The sequence below is a fragment of the Oscillatoria salina IIICB1 genome (assembly GCF_020144665.1).
Classification (GTDB): Bacteria; Cyanobacteriota; Cyanobacteriia; order Cyanobacteriales; family SIO1D9; genus IIICB1.
On the sequence record NZ_JAAHBQ010000040.1, the window covers coordinates 37,825 to 57,420 of the forward strand.

Below are 19,596 nucleotides of genomic sequence, written 5' to 3' on the forward strand. Positions count from 1 at the left end.
TTGTAATCCGTTCTGAGTAAAAATGACTCGGAAAGTTAAATATTTTTGATCTAAAACAAGATAGAGCGAGGATTGAGATCAAATAACAACTGTCAAAGAACGGATAACCGAACAGGAAAACTTGACTACAGACAGAAAAAAAAGAAATATTAAGCAAGTTTATCTGGAAGTAAAGCCGAGAGGAGGATGAGAAAACTAAACGAGCGCGATCGCCACCAGTAAAATAAGCAAAAAATCTCGAAAAACCGAAGGCAACTTCTTCCCCAAGGAAGATAAACTGAGTAAAAAAGACCATTAAAAGTAATTTGGCGGTATCCCTCCTCAGACGAACAGAAAAGAACTGTTAAAATTAAAGACAAGAAAGTAGCTGTAGCTTGCCCGAAATATGACTTCTGTAATCACTGTAGAAAAGAAAAAGTTAGCAAAACCACCTTTAGAAATTCATTATCTCGGCGATCGCGTCCTGCGTCAGCCAGCAAAACGCATCTCGAAGGTAGACCAAAACATTCGCGATCTGGTCAAAGAGATGCTGCAAACAATGTATAGTGCAGATGGGATCGGTTTAGCTGCACCTCAAGTAGCAGTCAACAAACAACTAATTGTCATTGACTGCGAACCAGATAACTCAGTTAACCCACCCCTAGTCCTGATTAACCCGAAAATCACCAAATACAGCCGTGACTTGTGTAGCGCACCAGAAGGCTGTCTGAGCATTCCTAACGTTTATATTGATGTTACTCGTCCCGAAGCGATCGAAGTAAGCTTCAAAGACGAACAAGGACGACCTCGGAAATTAAAAGCCAATGCCCTATTATCGCGCGCCATCCAACACGAAATGGATCACCTCAATGGCGTTTTGTTCGTAGATCGAGTAGAAAATAGTTTAGTCTTAACTGAAGAACTGACCAAACATGGCTTTTCAGTTCAAGCAGTTCAACCAGTAGCTTGAGATAGGGAAGGAGCAATCACGATGATGACACCCAAAAGTGGTGTATTTTTATTAGGGTCTTGTATAGCAGCGATCGCGGCTGTCGGTTCAATTTTTGAACTTGCTTCGGGAACCCCAGACTTAGGTAACTCTACCACCGCGATCGTACTTATTGCCAGCGTTCCCCTGACCATATTTTTCTTTTGGATCGCTGTCCAAGATTCTCGAGCTAATTTGAAATAATTTGCTAGATCGCAGATGAGAGGTAAAAGGTTAGAGGTTAAGATTCAAAATAATAACTAACCACAAATAACCAATGAGCGGTTTGCTACGACAGTTACCAAGCGGCGGAAAATCAGGAGCGCAGCTTCCCCTATATACTCTTTCGGAAACTCAAGAAGTAACGATTGGGCGCGATCCTCGCTGCCAAATAGCTCTCGATGCCAATCTGTATAAAGGGGTTTCTCGCCGCCATCTAGCAATTAACCAACAAGCTGAGGGAATTTGGCAAATTTGCGATTTAGGCAGTGCTAACGGCACTTATCTCAACGGAGAACGGCTTTATGGATGCCAAAACTTGTCCTCGGGCGATCGCATTCAACTTGCAGGAGACGGTCCAGTTTTTGTGTTTGAGCTACAAACAAATCCCTCAACAGCGCAAACTGCCGCAATTCAATCCTCTGCTTACCCTCCTGCACGTCAACCAGACTCGGTAACATTTACTCAACTCTTCCCAATTATTTCTACAGGACGGGATTTAACCAAAAAAGCTTTTTTAGTACCAGCTATCTTCACAGTGGTATTCGTCGTCTTGATGTTTGCCTTTGTGGGAAATCCGGATGTTTTCAACTTTTTACTAGCAGCCTACATTAGCGGGGCTGCTTATTTTTATATCTATCAATTATGCGGTAAACACAAGCCTTGGTGGGTTCTCATCGCTTCCGCCATTGGGACAATTGCCATCTTGCTCAGTCCCCTGCTAATTTTATTCATCGTCGTCTTTCGAGAAATTTTACCAGGGAATTTGCCCGCCGAAGGAGAACCTGTATCTTTTGCAGTGTTACTAATAAGGATGTTTTTTGGCGCTGGATTAATGGAAGAATTACTCAAAGCTTTACCCATCCTCGCCGCCTTTTTCTTGGGCAAAATAGGTGGTTCTCGCTGGCAACAGCGTATCGGCGTTAACGAACCTCTTGATGGTATTCTCCTAGGAACAGCTTCCGCCGTAGGTTTCACCTTACTCGAAACTTTAGGTCAGTACGTTCCCGGCATTATTAACCAAGTGACTTTGCAAGCCGGAGAAGGTTTAGGCGAACTAGTGGGAATCCATTTACTAATTCCCCGAATTTTGGGTTCAGTCGCCGGACACATGGCATATAGCGGCTATCTCGGCTATTTCATCGGATTATGCGCTCTCAAACCTCGAAAAAGCTGGCAAATTTTGTCAGTTGGTTATTTAAGTGCTTCACTTTTGCACGCTTTATGGAATGCTTCTGGTTATTATAGCAATTTACTTTTAGCTTTAGTCGGGGTGGTTTCTTATGCCTTTTTAGCCGCAGCAATTCTTAAAGCCAGAGCAATTTCTCCAACGCGATCGCAAAACTTTGCTACTCGTTTATCTAATCGTCCTTAAATGAAGTTTTCCTGGAACGTCGAGGCGAATAAATTTGATTTCAAAGAAGAGAAGACTCAAATAAATCATTGGGGCGATGCAACTAAAAACCAGAAAAAAGAATCGAGCGAATAAATTGCACCACCCTATTTAGCCATAAAGGTTCAGATAAGGGAATCTTAACGAAGCAAACCGACAAAATCTCCATAACTTGCCACAATTTTCACAATCAGAATTATTCTTGGAGTTGAAGCAAAGCATAATTAGCGATCGCCATTGCATATCTGGCTTGTTCCACAGGAGATAGTTGCTCCCAAGCATCAATTTCTTCGTTAACAATCGCCGCTTCCGAATGATTCTTTCCTCGCATTGCATAAGCTAAAGGACGAGCAAATACTTCTAAATCTTCTTCAGCCCAACAAGACAAAACAGGTTTGACTGATTGCACTAATTTATCCAAGTGAGAGAGATTAGTCGTCACCACTTGAGTTGCACCAGTAGCGATCGCCCTCAGCAACTCAGCCGGGACAAACTTGCCAAATCTTTCGCTCAACAAGCCTTCAAGTCCCTTACTAGGTACAGATTCCCAACACCGATCTAACAAAGAAAAGAAATTTTCACTTCTTTGGGGAACATCTTCGCTATCTAACCAGTCATCAATACCAGAATCTATTGATAAAGCCGCGAAATAAGCTTCCGCCTCTGGCTTAGCGGGATTCCAAGGATAAACGGTATCTTCCTCTAAAATAAGCTCTAACAATTCTTGTTGAATTCTACCCCAGCGCTGGTCATAATTTTGCTCGTCGTAATTTGGTTGGTTTTGCATTTTCTTGGACTCCTTTGTATCTTGCCCTACAGAACTCGGCATGAGTAGCTACACTAGCGCGCTCTCCAGTTCCGAAGAAAAAAGATAATTTTCTGATGAAAATCTATTTAATAGCTATTAGCAACTCACTTACCAACAATTAATTTGCTATCAGCATTTACTCAATGATAAACTCAAGAGTTTGACCGTAAGCACTACCAAACTTTAACTTAACTCCAGAATATAATGGCACTTCCTGATGGTGGATTTTCTGCCATCCCTGAGAACTAGAAATCAAAGTACCGTAGCGCGAAAAATCCCGTAAAAAATAAGCAGGTTGGGAATCAGGTCCCGATAAAGTATCGCGGCTAATAATTTCAGCGTGTTTTTGGCTAACCCAACGTTCTTGAATCACCAAATCATTTTCCGGACGGCGACCAACTCGCATTAATCCGCCCCGAATATACCAAACCTTATCATTCTCATCGAGAGAGCGAACCAAAGCCACTGGAACCGGAATCTCCTGAAGAGAAGGCAACATCGCCGGGAGTTCGGTAATTCCTTCATCTAAAGGTTTAATCAGTTCGCCATCAAACTCTGGGTGCATATAAAGAATCGGCAAAGTCCAAGCAGGCTGATTAAACTTATAAAGAGTTAATAACTGTTGTCTGGCGAGAGTTACCGCCATATCAATCGACATTCTTTGCGAGAGAGCTTCCGTAAGAGTTTCAATAAAACTAAGCGCCTCGCGATCGGCAATTTCCTCACGCATTCCCAAAACTGCTGGTACGCCATGATGAATCAACACTTCCGCTAAAGAACTACGTTTAATCGCGTGTTGACCTTGGCGATCGGGTCCTGCACCCCAACAAGCATTAAATACAGCTAAAGTTACCTGAGTCCGGACAAGAACTTGAGCTAATTCTGTACCGTTAATTGTTGCGTCAGGACGTAAAAATAACAAACCACCGTCAGGCGCAGTTATCCCATGACCCGAATAAAACAAAATATTGTAATTATTAAATTCGAGAGCATCAATTAGTTCGGCTGGAGTAGGTTGCACTAAAGTATCTACTCTTACGGGAACGCTATAAGCAAACTCATTCGTCCCAAAGAGATTATCTCCTTTACTGCGTTCGATAACTTTCACTAAAGCCGCAGCTTCTTTTTGTAGTTCGAGATAGCTTCGAGGCAAGTTACTCATGGAAGCTGACATTCCTGCTTCCTCTAAATTATTTCCCAGCACCAATAAAATATTTAAAACTTCCTGAGAATGGGGGGGTAAAAAAGGGTCAACATCGCTGGTAGTACGACTAAAGAGAATTTGCTGATTAAGAGAAATCGCTTGTTTCCCTGCCTCTGGCTGCATAATCTCCCAAGGTAAAGGAATTAAATTCGGATCGCGAATTTCCAGGCGCAAGCGTAGCGGTTTATTTTGTCCGATCGCGATTCCTTGACTTTGAGCGAGACTACTGCGAATTGGTTCTTCAAACAACCACTGCCAAAGATTTATACCCAAATCCTGCATCAATCTGCCGCCATATCCTCCAGGCGCACCAGCAAAGCTACCATCTAGAGGAATCGATTGAGTTGGATGATTGGCAAAGGGTACGTGAGGTAACTCTCGTAAAGAAAACATTTCTTGCCAACGCAGCCACTTCTGGGTCAAACTTGACGACCAAATACAGTCATGATGAACGTAGCCCCCTGGTAAAGGAGCTTGTAAAACCCAGATTGCAAAATTTTCTTGACCTGTCCTCAGACGCGCGATCGCTATACTGAGGCAGGGGTTAGCGGCTACAGACATTCCATGCCCCTAGTTCGTATACAAGTCAATTATTCAATATTAGAGACGTAGATACATATCCCGGTTGTTACTTCTTGGCTATTTTATCCTCAACTAACCAGATTAGCTGGAAAAATCACTTGAACCTCTACTCACTGTCCTCTAAATTATCGCTTCTGTTTTCGGGATCTTGCTTCTGTACTTAAATCTTCTTGAAGTTTGGTTACTCATCAGTACGTTTGTCAACAACGCTTTGCGGACGACAATCGCCTACTGTATCTGTATTAGAAAAGCGTTTTGCTCGCGCGATCGCCTGATTATTCGCCTCAATCCATCCGGTAGTTCCTGCGGAAATCTCGGTTTTTGTTCCGGGATTTGTTGTGGTTGTGGAATCAGGAGAGGGTACGCCCGCTTTGGGCTGTTTCTCCAGATTTAGGTTATTTTCTGCTGGCTGTGAGGAAGTTACTTCTGGATTGTTTTCACCAAACTGACAAACTTTTAACTGCACTTGCTCGGATCTTTTTTCGACAACTTCTAGGATACTTTGCTCTGGTACTTGAATAATTGTCGAAGCTGAATTGTTAGGAGTTGCTTGGGGATTTGGTACGAGTGCGATCGCTTCTTGAATTTGAATTCGCAAACCCACTTTTAACTCGCGCGCAGAGGTGGGAGTTTCTGCTGCTGATGGTTCGCTTGAGGTTATTTCCGGTTCTTCTGCTTCACTCGAAGAGCTTATTTCCGGTTCAGAAGAAGACTCTCGAGGATTCAAACTAGGAACATTACCGATCGCCGTCCGAAACGCCAATGGGTTGATGAAAAACCACACTACTGCACCAGACCCCAATAACAATAATAAAATTAAAGGTAGTAAGAAGAATCGTCTCTTAGCTGGTTGGCTATCCTGTAAAGTTGTCTTTTGGTTTGAGTTACCCTCAACCTTTCTAGTTTGTAGGAAAGTAGATTTAGGGATAGAAGAAGAGATCCGATCGCGATAAGTAAGAGTAGTTTTTTGACTACTTCCTGGCTCTTGTACCTGACAGTGAACCAGCGCTACAGTAACATTATCGTGACCATTTCTTTGATTAGCAATTTTGATTAAATTTTGACCTACTTCAGCAACATCAGTTTCTCCTTCGAGAATAGGCAGAATTTCTTTTTCCCAGTATTGTTCGACGCGATCGTTATCGCTTAAACCATCAGAACAAAGGAGAAAAACACCATCTTCATCTAAGATAAATCTTTGGACAGTGGGGCGCAGATTTGCCGAGGAACTCATACCTAAAGCCTGTACCAACGAACCAGAAGCATGATACTGGATCGCATCGCGGTAAAGAGCATAACCTAACCTTACTTCACGAGAAGCAACATCATCGTCAAGAGTAACTTGATAACAACCGTGACGAGATAACCAGTAAACGCGAGAATCTCCTACATGAGTGATATAAATTTCGTGAGCATAGGGCAAACTCATTACTAGAGTCGTTCCCATGCGTCGTCGTTCTTGTCGGTGTTCGGAATCGTTACGTTGGCTAATTGCATCGTTAGCATTACAGATAAAAGTTTCTAATTTTTGCGCAATTTCATCGGGATTATTGGGTAAATTTCCCCAAGTAAGATGATTTTTTACTCCCTCTCGTACCGATCTAATTGCTAGCTGGGAAGCTATTTCTCCACCTTCATGTCCGCCAATTCCATCGCAAACGAGCGCTAAAGCTTCCTTGTCTTGGAAAGTTTCCACCAAGCGATCGGAATCAGGATAACAAGCATCTTCGTTATGGTCGCGAGCAATTCCCCGATCGGTTCGGGTATAAATTTTATAAGATCGCTGTTGTTCTCTTCCGAGCGCGGCTGCGGCTTCGTCAAGTTTCTTGAGAATTTGTTCTGAGGTGGAGAGCTTATTTTCTTGTATATCTGAGCAAAGTCTGGTGAGATAATTATTGATCTCGGAGGATGTCTCAGCTACCCATTCAGCCCACAATTGACCTAACTGATTTAATTGGGGAGTTTGAGCGCCATCAAGTTGCAATTCGCGCAACTGTAAGATTGTTCCTTTAACTCGTAAAAACTCACGATTTAGTAAACTAGAAACTACCCCTTGGTTTTGCAAAGGATTCCACAAGTAAGCCATTTGCCATAACCAGTTGATTTGGCGCAAAGAAGAAGCTGCTTGCCACTCTTTGATTAACGCTGGGAATAATTCTCCCTGGGAATAGTTTTGCTCGTTGGGAAGCGTACCGTATTCTAGTAACCAGGCTGACGAACGACCATTTTGCGTTACTAGTTGTCCGTAAATTTGGGGAACGCGCAACCGATACGGAGAAAGCTTTAAATAAGGAATAATCTCATCTGGAACCTCTTCGGGTGCCTGCGGTGGCGATGCTGGTTTCGTATCGAGTACAATTCTGGGGGACTTAAATAAGTAGCGATCGCCGATTGTGGTTCCCGGTTTGTATATCTCTATTCCTGTACCTACTACCCATAAATGCCGCCTGACTAAGGGGATGCCGCATTTTTGACAGAATTTTTCACTGTCAGGGTTTGGTGTGAGACAGTGAGGATTAGAGCATTGAATTTTTGCCGCAGTTCGTGACATGAAAGTTCTTCGCGTTTATTGATGCCATCACCAAAGCGGTGCTGGGGGTGACTCAAGGATGGAAATAAAGGGTGCCTTTATCCTCGATTTTATCTTTCTACTCAAAGCTAAATACTAACTTCGGTAAATTGTTATTTTTCTTTTTGAGTGAGATTATTTTCACAGTGCTGCTGATAATTTAGCACGAGGCTACTTTGTACTAGCTTGGGCCAAAAAATAAGAAAGTAAGTCCACCAAGCTACAATTGGCACTGAAACCAGAAGTGTTACCCAAGCTGTTGTTGTCAATAACCAGCTACCGCTAATTAGCAACACTCCTGTGAGTATAATTGACCAAGGCTGGCACCACCAGGGTTTATAGTCCCAAGGATTGATAGTTTTTTGTCCAGACACAATTACCTAATTAAATGCTGTGGTTTTGTCTGTCATTATTGTAGAAAGTTTCTCGCTCTTTGAGTTATAACGCCCTTTTATCCTCTCACAAGACCGCGCCAGCGCTTATTTCCTAGGCATGAGGCGATTTTGTGGTGGGATATATTCCCCGTCTCCAAATTGGCTTTTCCGCCAATACTGATAACGGCATCGGCTTGATTGAAAAAATCATCTTTAAGTTAATATTTAAATATGGCTAATTCTTTCGTTTTTTAATTGTTAACAATCGAGGTTTTCACCTGATTTTTCTTTGAAAGAAGTAATAATGATTCCCCACTACTTTGTCTATTTAGTGAGATAAGGAAGCTTCGACTACATCCCGTTGGGATTACCTTAAGCGATCGCCTGACTAATTTTTCCTTCCGAAATAGTACAGATTTAAACTTGCACCCCCTTGGTTAAATCTGTGACGTTGATGCTAATGTTACTGCTCTTGGTGATAACTATGCCTAAGCTTGATTTTGATAGCTTTCCAGAACCTAGTTTGACTGACTTAGATTTACCTGAAGATATTGATGTTGAAGATTTAATCGCTGAACTAGAAAATTCTCATCGCCTGCGTTACCAAATGATTAATGTGGAAACTTGGGCAATTGTTGAAGCAATGGATCGATTTATACCTGGTTTTTGGAGTCGTTTTTTAGAAAATCGTCGCTTGGCGCTTAAACAATTTATTGCTAAGAAACGCCAACAAAATGAAACTGGAAACAAAAAAAAGCCCTTTGGGTTAGATTGATCGCTCAATGCTGTTATCTGTTGCTACTTTTGAGTGAGAAACCAGTTATCCCCTTAGAAAGATGCTTAGCGATCGAGCATTTTTTATCATGACCTTGATAGCAGAAAATGTTGATAAGTAATCTAATCAAGGATATTTATGAGTAACCAAAATAAACCAGAACCTACTGACGTGCTTAATCCGGGGGATAAAGTTCCTAATCAAGGACTAACAGACGAAGAAAAATCCGAGCGTATGGCTGTAGAGCAACCCGATCTTACTGGCGATCGAATTGAGGTTCCTACTTATTTTGAAGTTGAGGAACCAAATGGTGAAACCAAACAATTACACCATGTTAGAGATGCCGAAGAAATATCCGAGACAATTCGCCAAGCACGTACAGACGAAGAAGGTAATCGTACTTGGCGCTAATCAATTATCGATATTTTCCTTCGGTTTCGGGACTGTCCACTCTGGGCAGTCCCATACTGTAATTAAGTACGCGACCGCTAAGATTATAACTGATTTGACCGCTTTGTAATAGCGATCGCATAAAATGTTCTAAATCCGAACCAATACGCCGCAAATTGTATTCAGTTAAGTCTTGGTTGCTATAAGATTCTACTAATTCGTCAAATTTTCGATAAATTTTTTGCAGAGCGTCTTCATTCCAAATAAATTCATTATCGGGGTCTACATCTAAAGTTAAAACGTTATCGCTGGGATTTAATTCGTTATTTTTTACCTCGGCGGCATAAATTTTTATATGACGGGTGATTGACTTTAAAAGCATAAAAATTTTTCTCCTGGTGGGTTTAGCTTTTGCCAGTAGCTGGCAACAGTTTTGCTAACTGAGAAGCGATACCGCCTTTCGTCTGGTTACCGGACGAAATTTTAACATCTTTTAATTTTATCTCAAAAGTTGTTTACAGAAATTTTCTCATTCCAGCTTGAGACGAAATGATTTTCTAGGCGCGAATCATTCCTGTTTGGCGGGCGTAAGCGAAAATCCCACCTGCATCAATAACTGGTTTAACTTCTCCAAGTGACTTGAGTGAGTAGGTTTCATTTAAAGTATGATTAATCAAGCGATTGTCCTCAAAGTCAATAGTTACTTCCTGATCGGTAGCCATGCGATCGCATAACCTCGCTACCGACTCCCAAGGATAAAGTTCCCCTGTCGCGGCACAGTTACGGAAAAAGATTCGTGCATAAGATTGTGCAACCACCGCCTTAACTCCCGAAGCACCCAAAGCGATCGGCGCGTGTTCCCGAGACGAACCACAACCAAAATTTTCCCCAGCTATAATAATCGGATACTGAGTTTTCATCTCGCCCGCAGCAATAAACTTACCATAGCGATCGGGCAAACCAATCAAGGCATAACTGCCTAACTTTTCGTATTCATCAGGTTTAGAGGGAACTAAAGTCAGGTATTCCGCAGGAATGATTTGATCGGTATCAATATTGTCATCGACGACAAAAATTTTACCTTGAATTACCTTACCCATCCTTAGTTTCCTCGTTGACATCAGTTGTATAACAGCCTTTAATTATAACCTAGTAAAAAGAATATTTTCCCGGATGCCAGCCTAGGGTAGGAGTATTTAAAACATGAGAGTAGCTGTAAAGCAGGCAGATCAAAGCCAAATATTTTTCATTTTCAATCCAAATACTGCCCCCACACTAAAAGCCAAACGCTAGTATAATTAGCGTCACCTTTTGGCACTCAAAAGTGGTTTCGTTATGTTAAGAGGTAAAGTTAGGTCAAGCCCAGTGAGAAAGTTATCTCTCAATTGCGAGAAAATGCCAGATCCAATGGACGATATTGCCCTGCAAGCTCGCCAGGGAAGTATAGCGGCGATCATTCAGGTATTGAATGAAAAACTATCTTCTTCCGGTGTGAGAACGCGGGCAGTCTTTAGTGAAGGGGTTTTGCAGCTTCTTTGTGAAGCAGCAACAGTAGAACAACTCGAACAGTCTCAATTAGTAGCGCGAATCAAGCAGATTTTAGAGGCAATCTCACCACGGAATCTCCGCCGCGTTAATATTAATAGCCGCCTTGTTCGTGAGGAACAACTGCTCTGGCTCGAAGAAATTAACCGTTCGCCAGAAACCCAATTACTTTGGTCTCAAGAAATTATCTTAAAGAAGCCAAATATTGTACAAGAGTTTCAGCAGCGTCTTAGCGAACGTCAATCTTCTCCCGGTAAAAGGCGAGAATTGCCGAAAGTAAATCGCTCTTCCCGGGAAGCGAAACGCCATTTTTGGCAAGGAATAGTTGGCGGTGTGGGCTTAAGTATTTTGCTTTTTGCTATCGGTTGGGCAATCTACGATAATCGGCGAGATCTTCCGGTTGCTCAGGAAACAGCTACTACTACTGCGACAAATATAGCTTCTCCTTCTCCTACTGCGGCGGCAGATACTTCCTTTGATGCTTTTGCTGAGGCGGTGCGATTGGCAGAAAAAGCTTCGGTAGAAGGGAAAACGGCACAAACTTCGGCTCAATGGCTGGATTTAGCAGCTAAGTGGGAAAAGGCTTCGGATTTGATGGCGCAAGTCCCCTCAGACGATCCGCGCTATGCTACTGCTCAAGATCGCGTAGTTCGTTATCGTCAAAATAGCCAACTGGCACAAACACAAGCTAAAGCGGTTCGGAATAATTAATGATTTATTTCGGGTGCCAAGCTTGGCTAGCTGCCAAGTTTGTCGAAATATTCGTTACTCTTGAGTGTAAAAAAACAGATACCTATTCGCTAAGCATAATTAATTGCTCTTGAATTAACTAGGAAATCATGGTTTGGCTGAATCTACACTTTCCCTCGAAAACTTCAGCTAAGATTGAAGGTGCAATCCCATACCTTTGTTAACCCAGACAAGGCGATCGCTGATTTAACTGAATAAAGATGAGACGCGATTGTGCCAAGCTACCTTCACCTCTCAAGCAGGAAGACTTTGCTAGCAAAATGGAATATACCAAAGAGCCGATTTTTTTCTGGCGACAAATTACTCAGCTTATGCTAACCGTTGCTGAACCGCAAACGTTGCTGTCCTTGGTAGCGAGAAGTTGTGCAGAAATTTTTCAAGCAGATTCTTGTTTGATTATTGCTGGGGTTGATTCTACTGCTAAATTACAAGCTAGTGTCTGTACGGCAAATAGTTCTTTAACTATCAGTGCTGGTCAAGCTACAAGGCTAATTGCTCATCCTTTGCTAAAAGAAGTTCTGGCTGCTATCGAACCTGTGGCGATCGCCGATTTCTCAGTTGCTAACCAAGATGAGCAACAGGAATTATTACAATCAATATTTCCTGCAAGAGCTTCGCTGGGAATAACTATTCGGATTGCCGATCGCGTTAATGGCGTAATTTTAATTTTTCAATCGGAACCGCGTCAATGGAGCGTTTCTGAGCAGGAATTACTCAAAAGTATCGCCGAACCAGTAGCGATCGCTATTTCTTTCGCTCAACAACAGCAACAAGCGGCAACGACAAGCCGACATCAGGTTTTGCTCACTCAGCTATCTGCTCAAATTACTCAAGCTAGTAAAAGCGCTAATGTTGAAGAAATTTATCAGCTTGCGCTTAATTGTCTTGTTTCTGCACTAGAAGTGGATCGAGGTTTAATTTTAAATTTGAAATATGCCGATCCTCTTTACAAACGTACTTATCCTCGTTTTCTCCCCCAGGTAAAAGCTACTGTTTCTTGTCAGTGGGTAACTACTTCAACTTCAGTCAACCAAATTACTAATCTTCCCTACCATTACTCATTTTCTCTCTCTGATTGTCCAATTTCTCGACAAGCTTTTTTAACATCCCCACAGCCGTTAGCGATCGCTATTTCGTCTGAACTTGAGCAACAAGTTGATTCTTTGCTTTATAATCCGGAAATCACCCCCTCTATACTCTTTATTCCTTTCTTAGGTAATAGTAGCGGTGACTCTAACCAACCTACGGTTTTAGGTTTTGCTGTTTTGCAGCAAACTTATCCGAGAATTTGGCAACAAGATGAAATTGAACTAGCAAAATTAATCTGCCATCAAGCAGCTACAGCAATTATTCACCAACAAACTTTAGGTCAAGTTAATTCTATTGTTAAAGAACGTACTGAACAATTGCAAAGAAGTTTGGAAATTCAAGCTAAACTCTCTGAAAAAATGCGTCAGTATATCCATGAACTACGAGAATTAAACAAACTCAAAGATGAATTTATCGCTAATATGAGTCACGAGTTTAGAACTCCTCTAGCAAGTATGAAATTAGCAATAGAAATGTTACGTCAATATAAGTCATCTCCAGATCGTCAGGCAAAATATTTAAGTATTCTGGAAGAAGAATGGCATCGAGAAAATAATCTCGTCCAAGATTTACTAACTTGGCAAAAACTCAAATCAAATAAGTTTACTACTCATCCCCAAAAAGTCGCTCTTAAGTCTCTCGTCCAAGAATTGTGCGATCGCTTTCAAGCAAAATGGTCGCAAGATAGTAAAAAGAAATTAACTTTAGCTTTAGACGATCGATCTGTATCTACAGATGACCTGACTATCTATACCGATTTAGAAAGTTTACAAAATATCCTTAATGAATTGCTAACTAATGCTGGTAAATTCTCTGCTGACGATACTACTGTTAGTTTTCAAGTTGTCCAAAAATTAACTCGCACGGAAAAGCAAATTATTTTTACGATTACTAATCTCAGTTACGGTATTACCCCAGAAGAACAAACCTACATTTTTGAACCATTTCGCCGTGGTAAATGGGCGACGGATAAAGAAATTCGCGGTACAGGTTTAGGTTTAGCTTTAGTCAAGTCTTTTGTGGAACATCTGAATGGCACAATTGAGTTAAAAATTACTCCTAGTCAAAATTCTCAGATTTTCCTAACCTCTTTTACAGTTACGTTACCTCAGTTAGATAAATAACCGGAAAACTGAAAAAGCAGTTAAGTTTTTCCCCCTTTTAACCATTCAACAACTTCCTGAGCATTTCGATCGGGAGGGAAAACTGGATAAAATACTTTGACTATTTTTCCTTCTTCAACAATTAAAGTTAAACGTTTAATTAGTAACTTATTTTCTACTTCAAAAGTTGGCAACTGCAACGATCTTGTTAATTGAAAATTGGCATCGCTCAAAAGTTCAAATGGTAAATGAAGTCGTTTTACTGCTTCAAGTTGGTCGGAATATTTTTGCGTACTTACTCCATATACTTGAGTACCGATCGCTTGAAGCTCTTGATAATGATCTCGAAAACTACATGACTGTGGAGTACATCCTCGCGCACCAGGAATGAAATCCCAACCGTCAGGTAGTTCAACACCTGGTTTACCTGTCATTGGGTAACAATAAAATACTACTTTTCCCTGAATGTTTGCAATATTTATCTGTTTATTAGAAGTTGACTGAAGAATAACATTGGGTAATTTTTTTCCTAATAAATGAGAACTTGCTCCATCATCTATAGGTACAGGCAAATCGGATGGTAATTCAGTAAAATTTTCAGTCATCATTCCTAGCGATAAAAAACTTTTTGTTGTGCAACTTTGTTTTTGAATTGCCGAAACTTCTAACATCCATTTTTAAGCTTAAGGAATTTCACGGTGGGAGGAATGACCAGTTTTGTGTAAAGTAAACTTAGGGTAAAAATACTGTCAAATCTAGCTTGGCAATTGAAGAGAGCAACTACTGTAGCTGAAAATATCTCTGAGCAAAGCTTTGGGGGAACAGTATCCGCCCGATGCCGAATACAAGGTGCCAGATGGCGAAGAAAGCATCTTCTTTAGTTTTTACCACAAATGGCGATCGCTTGGTGAAACGAACTAATTCTTCATCTAAGTTACTACGCTGGCAAAAAGCGAGATATTCCCCTTTGGCACGCCAAATCGATGTTTTTAGTTTGGCGGCAAGGTTAGTTTTTTATCTATGGTGGGACAATAGCTTTGGCAATAATTCTCCGAAACAAAGAAATCGTCGCGCTCAGTGGCTAGTTAGACAACTGCTCAATTTAGGACCGACTTTTATTAAAATTGGACAGGCTCTTTCGACTCGTCCGGATTTAATTCCGATCGAATATATTGAAGCTTTGACTCAATTGCAAGATCGAGTGCCGGAATTTAGTAGTGCTGAGGCGATCGCTACTGTCGAATCGGAACTTGGTAGTTCGGTTAACAGTTTATATTTGGATTTCGATCCGGTTCCTCTTGCTTCTGCGAGTATCGGTCAGGTACATAGAGCTAAGCTACATTCTGGTGAGGAAGTTGTCGTTAAAGTGCAACGTCCGGGAATAGAAGAGTTATTTAATCTGGATTTTGAAGTTCTCCATCGCTTAATTCGTTTTTCTAATCAATATCTACCTTGGGTCAGAAAATACGACTTGGAAGGTATTTATCAAGAATTTTTTAGTCTTCTCTATCAAGAAATCGACTATTTTCAGGAAGGTAAAAACGCCGAACGCTTCCAGGAGAATTTCCAAAACTACCCAGGTGTAATCGTTCCCAAGGTTTATTGGCGCTACACAACGAAAAAAGTCTTAACTCTGGAATATTTACCCGGTATCAAAATCAGCGATCGCGTGACGATTGAAGCTGCTGGTATTAATCCCGATCGTTTGATCGAACTTGGTATCTGCTGCTATCTCAAGCAATTACTTGAAGATGGCTTTTTTCAGTCTGACCCCCATCCGGGTAATATGGCTGTGGCGGCTGATGGTAGTATTATTTTCTACGATTTCGGCACGATGGCGGAAGTTAAGTCTTTGGCGAAGGATGAAATGGTAAAGACTTTTTTCGCTGTAATTAGAAAGGATGCCGATCGCGTGGTTGATAGTTTGGTTTACATGGGTTTGCTGGAACCAATGTCGGATATGACTGCGGTAAAACGTTTAGTAGCTTTTCTGTTGGATAATTTTCGCGATAAACCTGTGGATATTCGCGCTTTTGAACAAGTAAGTGCAGAGGTTTACATGATGTTTGAACAACAGCCTTTTCGCTTACCACCACAGATGACTTTTGTCTTAAAGTCTTTGACTACTCTCGATGGTATTGCTAGGGCGCTCGATCCTCAATATAATCTGTTGCAAGCTAGTAAACCTTTTATTACTCGAATCGCTGCTTCTAGTGCTACTTCCGGTAATTTTATCGGACAATTAGCCCGACAAGCGAAAAGTTATCTGCAAAATCGCTTGCAAAAATCCAAGCAGACAGAGATTTTGCTCCAGCGCATTGAAACTAGATTAGAACAAGGTGAGTTTCAAATGAATGTGCGCAATGAGGCTAGCGATCGCGCTCTAGGGCGCATTCATTTGGCGCTGAAATGCTTGATTTATGCTTGTTTGTTTGGTTTTGGCTCTTTGTGCGGTTCGCTTTTAGTGTTAGTTCCTGCGTTGAACTGGGCGATCGCTGTTTTTGCTTTTGCTGCTTTTTGGTTCTTACTTTTCCTACGTTCTTTCGTGAAATTAGCTATTCGCGAAAAACTCGATCGACTAGCACAAAAGTAGTTTATATAAAAGACAAATTTACATTAATTAATTAATTAACACCTCATACTTGCGATCTAATTTGACTACTCCCCTCCCTCCGCGTTGCTAAAGGGAGGGGATTCACAAGTAGTTCTCTTTCCTCTTGCCGGCACAGTCAAGTTGCCTCTAGACGCTCAATATGTTGACATATAGCCGCATATATTGCGCTTACTTTTTTTAGTTTTATGCTTTCAAACATCCATCACTCAGCTAGTTTAGTACGCTCCTCGCTCTGAAGAAAGCTGGCAGTGGTTTAGTCATACTGCCGTTAGAGCCAATCTAACCGTTGTTTCTTACTTACCGGGATTTCGACCTACTAGAGCGAAGAATCACGTAGATTTTCGTTTTACTCGCGATCAACTATTGTACTAACTTTCTAGTTTCTTTTCAATCAAAGTCGCCGTAGAACAGCGAGGCTTTAAACCCATTTTTTTTGGTAAAATGCACGAGGCAGTTATTCGTTTACCTCGTGCATCTTACTTTTCTTTTTTTTATACCCCCAAGGGAATTCGAATCCCTGTCGCCTCCGTGAAAGGGAGGTGTCCTAGGCCTCTAGACGATGGGGGCTTGGTTTGTTTGACCTTTACTAATTTAGCGAATATTTTTGGCTTTGTCAAGACTTTTACCAAATTAATTGGAAAATTTGGGGAAACCCACTTCACCGAGACTTTTCTCTTCACCGTCGAACTCAGATAAACTGGCATTTCCAGCGATTTTAAACCTCTCAGCCCAAATCCGGGAAAAGTCTCATTTTCTAATACCATAGCGCAACTGAGCTAGACGCTCTTGAGCTTTAGCATCGAGAGAATTGAATAAAAAACGACCTCGCGTTTGTTTTTGAGGTCGGTGTTTCCGTCTAGTTCGACGTATACTTAATTCAACTTCATTAGCCAGTCGCAAAGCTGAGAGCCATTCTGCACCATAACCTAGTATGGTTTGCTGTTGGGCGCGATCGGAAGTAGCGACAATTAAGCGAGGCAAACTGCGGTAAACTTGACGTTGATAGTCAGCACAGAACTTCTCGATATAAGTATCGGCTGTTTGCCGAAAGTCTGTATAGTAGACAGATAACAACCTAGTATAAGTTTCGCGATAGCCCGTTTCAGTGGTATATTGAGCATCAAAAACAACTTCAGTTTGATAACCCTCAAACGCACTGTAGTTAATTAAAGCCTCAACTAACTCTTGACGAGCAGAGTCAAGTCCCTGGCGATCGCGAGTATATTTTAAAGAGGACCAGGTTCCGATGACGTTATAGCCGTCAACGAGTAAGAGAACCTGGGGATACGAACGGGGCATTTTTTGACCACGGATTCTCCACAATTACTACTACTTGTCATTTTAGCTACTTTCGTTAACAAATATTTAACTAATTTTCAGTTTCGCAAAAGTCGTCGGGCAATGCGTTTTGGTTCTCCGCGAGCGACAATTTTGCCACTTTCAAGTAAAAAAGCACCATCGCTGTAATTTAATTCATCCAAACGATGTGTCACCCAAAGAGCAGTCAAACCGCGACTTTTAACGATATTTTGTACTCGCATCACCAAATCAATTTGAGTATCGGGATCGAGCAAAGCTGTAGGTTCATCCAAAATTAATACCTGACAACGGCGAGCGATCGCTCCGGCGATCGCGATTCTTTGCTTTTGTCCGCCACTCAAAGCATAAATTGGTCGTCTTTGGAAATCTAACAAATTAACTGCGGCTAATGCTTCCCCTACCCTGGCACGCACTTGGGTATAAGACAAATTTTCTTCTACCAGCCCAAAAGCGACATCCGCCCCCACCGTCGGCATCACTAACTGATGATCGGGATTTTGAAAGACAAAGCCCACGGGTTGGATAATCTCAATATCGCCAGCGCGAGGTTGCAAAAGCCCTGCCAACAATCTTAATAAAGTAGATTTACCACTCCCATTAGTTCCCAAAAGCATCCAAAATTCACCTTTGGGAACCTCCAGAGAGCAGGAATCTAAAACAGTTTCTCCCTCGCGCCAGCCAAAGCTTAAATTCCTGACACTGATTGCTGGTTGAGCCACGATCTCGTCCTACTTATTTTCCGCCAAAGCAAAGAAACCAGGAGCGCGACCTGTTGCTGCTACGCCAGATTTCTGAGAAACAATGACTGCACTAATTCGATCGCTAAAAAGGGCAACTTTCTTATCTGGCTGCTTTTCACAAGTCAGTTCTATTAACTCAGGAGCATTATTACGCATCTTTTCCGTGATTTCTTGGTAAAGTGCCTCTGCGTCTTTTTGCTCTTTCCTTTGTACGGAAATGGGAATTGGACTGTATGTCAAAGTTATGTCAATCGAGAACATTTTTTTCTGTAGTGAAAACTTCCTTATATTTTTGATTATCAGATATTCTCTTTACTGTTTTGACTACTCCCCTCCCTCCGCGTTGCTAAAGGGAGGGGATTCACAAGTAGTTCTCTTTCCTCTTGCCGGCACAGTCAAGTTGCCTCTAGACGCTCGATATGTTGGCATATAGCCGCATATATTGCGCTTACTTTTTTAGTTTTATGCTTTCAAACATCCATCACCAAAGCTAGTTTAGTACGCTCCTCGCTCTGAAGAAAGCTGGCAGTGGTTTAGTCATACTGCCGTTAGAGCTAATCTAACCGTTGTTTCTTACTTACCGGGATTTCTCCGAACTAGAGCGAAGAATCACGTAGATTTTCGTTTTACTTGCTATCAACTATCGTACTAACTTTCTAGTTTCTTTTCAATCAAACTCACCGTAGAACAGCGAGGCTTTAAACCCATTTTTTGGTAACGCAATCCTACGAATAACGACGAGTTATTAGCGATCGCTCCCGCCCAATCGCCAAAAAGAAATCACCTACATTTGAGTAAAAATACTCTTGACTTAAGTAAGCATTTATTACTAACAATCAAGAAAATCTTTAGCTTTTATTAAGGATTGGGGTGGAAAAGGCAAAAAGTTTCATATATTATAGTTAAGTAAAGAAAGTTAAACTTTTCTCACATTTGGGTTAATCTTCTGCTTAGGCAAGAAAACAGGTTACTCAAATGGATAGTAAAAGCAAACGTTTGGAAATTATACATATAAGGAGATTAGCGTCATGACAATAGCAGTCGGACGCGCACCAGCACAGAGAGGATGGTTTGATTCCGTCGATGACTGGTTAAAGCGCGATCGCTTTGTATTTATTGGTTGGTCAGGATTATTATTGTTCCCTTGTGCTTAC

Annotated in this window: 18 protein-coding genes, 1 tRNA gene and 1 pseudogene; 9 read left to right on the forward strand and 11 right to left on the reverse strand. The window is 41.5% G+C overall.

The genetic code is table 11. From position 1 onward, the window contains the following. Positions 1 to 385 precede the first annotated feature (385 nt). The 3 genes from def to G3T18_RS13430 all read left to right on the forward strand — a co-directional run bounded on the left by def (position 386) and on the right by G3T18_RS13430 (position 2,561). On the forward strand, positions 386 to 949 hold the full coding sequence (gene def, locus G3T18_RS13420) for a peptide deformylase (RefSeq protein WP_224411072.1): 564 nt from the start codon (positions 386 to 388) through the stop codon (positions 947 to 949). Between the two features lie 21 nt (positions 950 to 970). After that, positions 971 to 1,171, forward strand: coding sequence for a hypothetical protein (locus tag G3T18_RS13425; protein ID WP_224411073.1), 201 nt, complete (start codon positions 971 to 973; stop codon positions 1,169 to 1,171). Between the two features lie 73 nt (positions 1,172 to 1,244). Continuing rightward, positions 1,245 to 2,561 (forward strand): PrsW family glutamic-type intramembrane protease, encoded by a 1,317-nt coding sequence (locus G3T18_RS13430; RefSeq protein ID WP_224411074.1) that lies wholly within the window; start codon positions 1,245 to 1,247, stop codon positions 2,559 to 2,561. A gap of 214 nt (positions 2,562 to 2,775) precedes the next feature. Here G3T18_RS13430 and G3T18_RS13435 read toward each other — a convergent pair whose 3' ends face one another. The 4 genes from G3T18_RS13435 to G3T18_RS13450 all read right to left on the reverse strand — a co-directional run bounded on the left by G3T18_RS13435 (position 2,776) and on the right by G3T18_RS13450 (position 8,116). Beyond that, positions 2,776 to 3,366, reverse strand: coding sequence for a hypothetical protein (locus G3T18_RS13435; RefSeq protein WP_224411075.1), 591 nt, complete (start codon positions 3,364 to 3,366; stop codon positions 2,776 to 2,778). 157 nt (positions 3,367 to 3,523) lie between these two features. Next, positions 3,524 to 5,152 (reverse strand): CHAT domain-containing protein, encoded by a 1,629-nt coding sequence (locus tag G3T18_RS13440; protein ID WP_224411076.1) that lies wholly within the window; start codon positions 5,150 to 5,152, stop codon positions 3,524 to 3,526. 202 nt (positions 5,153 to 5,354) lie between these two features. Continuing rightward, a complete protein-coding gene (locus G3T18_RS13445) occupies positions 5,355 to 7,724 on the reverse strand; it encodes a protein phosphatase 2C domain-containing protein (protein WP_224411077.1) in 2,370 nt (789 codons plus the stop codon). A gap of 131 nt (positions 7,725 to 7,855) precedes the next feature. Then, complete coding sequence (locus G3T18_RS13450) at positions 7,856 to 8,116, reverse strand: DUF6737 family protein (RefSeq protein WP_224411078.1); 261 nt, start codon at positions 8,114 to 8,116, stop codon at positions 7,856 to 7,858. A gap of 484 nt (positions 8,117 to 8,600) precedes the next feature. On the opposite strand from G3T18_RS13450, the gene G3T18_RS13455 reads away from it, so the two are divergent. Both G3T18_RS13455 and G3T18_RS13460 read left to right on the forward strand, forming a co-directional pair. Beyond that, complete coding sequence (locus tag G3T18_RS13455) at positions 8,601 to 8,891, forward strand: hypothetical protein (RefSeq protein ID WP_224411079.1); 291 nt, start codon at positions 8,601 to 8,603, stop codon at positions 8,889 to 8,891. Positions 8,892 to 9,029: 138 nt separating this feature from the next. Further along, positions 9,030 to 9,302, forward strand: a complete 273-nt coding sequence (locus G3T18_RS13460) for a hypothetical protein (protein WP_224411080.1) — start codon at positions 9,030 to 9,032, stop codon at positions 9,300 to 9,302. A gap of 4 nt (positions 9,303 to 9,306) precedes the next feature. On the opposite strand, the gene ndhM is transcribed toward G3T18_RS13460, so the two are convergent. Next, entirely contained in the window at positions 9,307 to 9,663 is a 357-nt protein-coding gene (gene ndhM / locus G3T18_RS13465; protein WP_224411081.1) for an NAD(P)H-quinone oxidoreductase subunit M, read from the reverse strand. A 175-nt stretch (positions 9,664 to 9,838) separates the two neighbouring features. After that, a complete protein-coding gene (locus G3T18_RS13470; RefSeq protein WP_224411082.1) occupies positions 9,839 to 10,381 on the reverse strand; it encodes a LeuD/DmdB family oxidoreductase small subunit in 543 nt (180 codons plus the stop codon). Between the two features lie 295 nt (positions 10,382 to 10,676). Between G3T18_RS13470 and G3T18_RS13475 the strand changes: the two genes are divergently transcribed. Both G3T18_RS13475 and G3T18_RS13480 read left to right on the forward strand, forming a co-directional pair. Then, positions 10,677 to 11,537, forward strand: coding sequence for a hypothetical protein (locus G3T18_RS13475; protein WP_224411083.1), 861 nt, complete (start codon positions 10,677 to 10,679; stop codon positions 11,535 to 11,537). Between the two features lie 239 nt (positions 11,538 to 11,776). After that, positions 11,777 to 13,789 (forward strand): sensor histidine kinase, encoded by a 2,013-nt coding sequence (locus G3T18_RS13480; protein WP_224411084.1) that lies wholly within the window; start codon positions 11,777 to 11,779, stop codon positions 13,787 to 13,789. Between the two features lie 20 nt (positions 13,790 to 13,809). Here G3T18_RS13480 and G3T18_RS13485 read toward each other — a convergent pair whose 3' ends face one another. Then, the gene (locus G3T18_RS13485) at positions 13,810 to 14,376 is read right to left on the reverse strand and encodes a peroxiredoxin (protein WP_224411085.1); all 567 of its coding nucleotides are present in this window, start codon (positions 14,374 to 14,376) and stop codon (positions 13,810 to 13,812) included. 248 nt (positions 14,377 to 14,624) lie between these two features. On the opposite strand from G3T18_RS13485, the gene G3T18_RS13490 reads away from it, so the two are divergent. Continuing rightward, positions 14,625 to 16,361, forward strand: a complete 1,737-nt coding sequence (locus G3T18_RS13490) for an ABC1 kinase family protein (RefSeq protein WP_224411086.1) — start codon at positions 14,625 to 14,627, stop codon at positions 16,359 to 16,361. Between the two features lie 515 nt (positions 16,362 to 16,876). On the opposite strand, the gene G3T18_RS13495 is transcribed toward G3T18_RS13490, so the two are convergent. From G3T18_RS13495 to G3T18_RS13510, 4 genes are all read right to left on the reverse strand, one after another. Then, positions 16,877 to 16,949, reverse strand: a tRNA-Glu gene (locus tag G3T18_RS13495). A 180-nt stretch (positions 16,950 to 17,129) separates the two neighbouring features. After that, the gene (locus G3T18_RS13500; RefSeq protein WP_224411087.1) at positions 17,130 to 17,681 is read right to left on the reverse strand and encodes an NYN domain-containing protein; all 552 of its coding nucleotides are present in this window, start codon (positions 17,679 to 17,681) and stop codon (positions 17,130 to 17,132) included. Between the two features lie 77 nt (positions 17,682 to 17,758). Beyond that, on the reverse strand, positions 17,759 to 18,424 hold the full coding sequence (locus G3T18_RS13505) for an energy-coupling factor ABC transporter ATP-binding protein (RefSeq protein WP_449868021.1): 666 nt from the start codon (positions 18,422 to 18,424) through the stop codon (positions 17,759 to 17,761). Positions 18,425 to 18,430: 6 nt separating this feature from the next. Then, on the reverse strand, positions 18,431 to 18,703 hold the full coding sequence (locus tag G3T18_RS13510; protein WP_224411089.1) for a hypothetical protein: 273 nt from the start codon (positions 18,701 to 18,703) through the stop codon (positions 18,431 to 18,433). A gap of 767 nt (positions 18,704 to 19,470) precedes the next feature. Between G3T18_RS13510 and G3T18_RS13515 the strand changes: the two are divergent. Then, positions 19,471 to 19,596 (forward strand): annotated as a pseudogene (locus G3T18_RS13515) (photosystem II D2 protein (photosystem q(a) protein)); the annotation flags it as partial.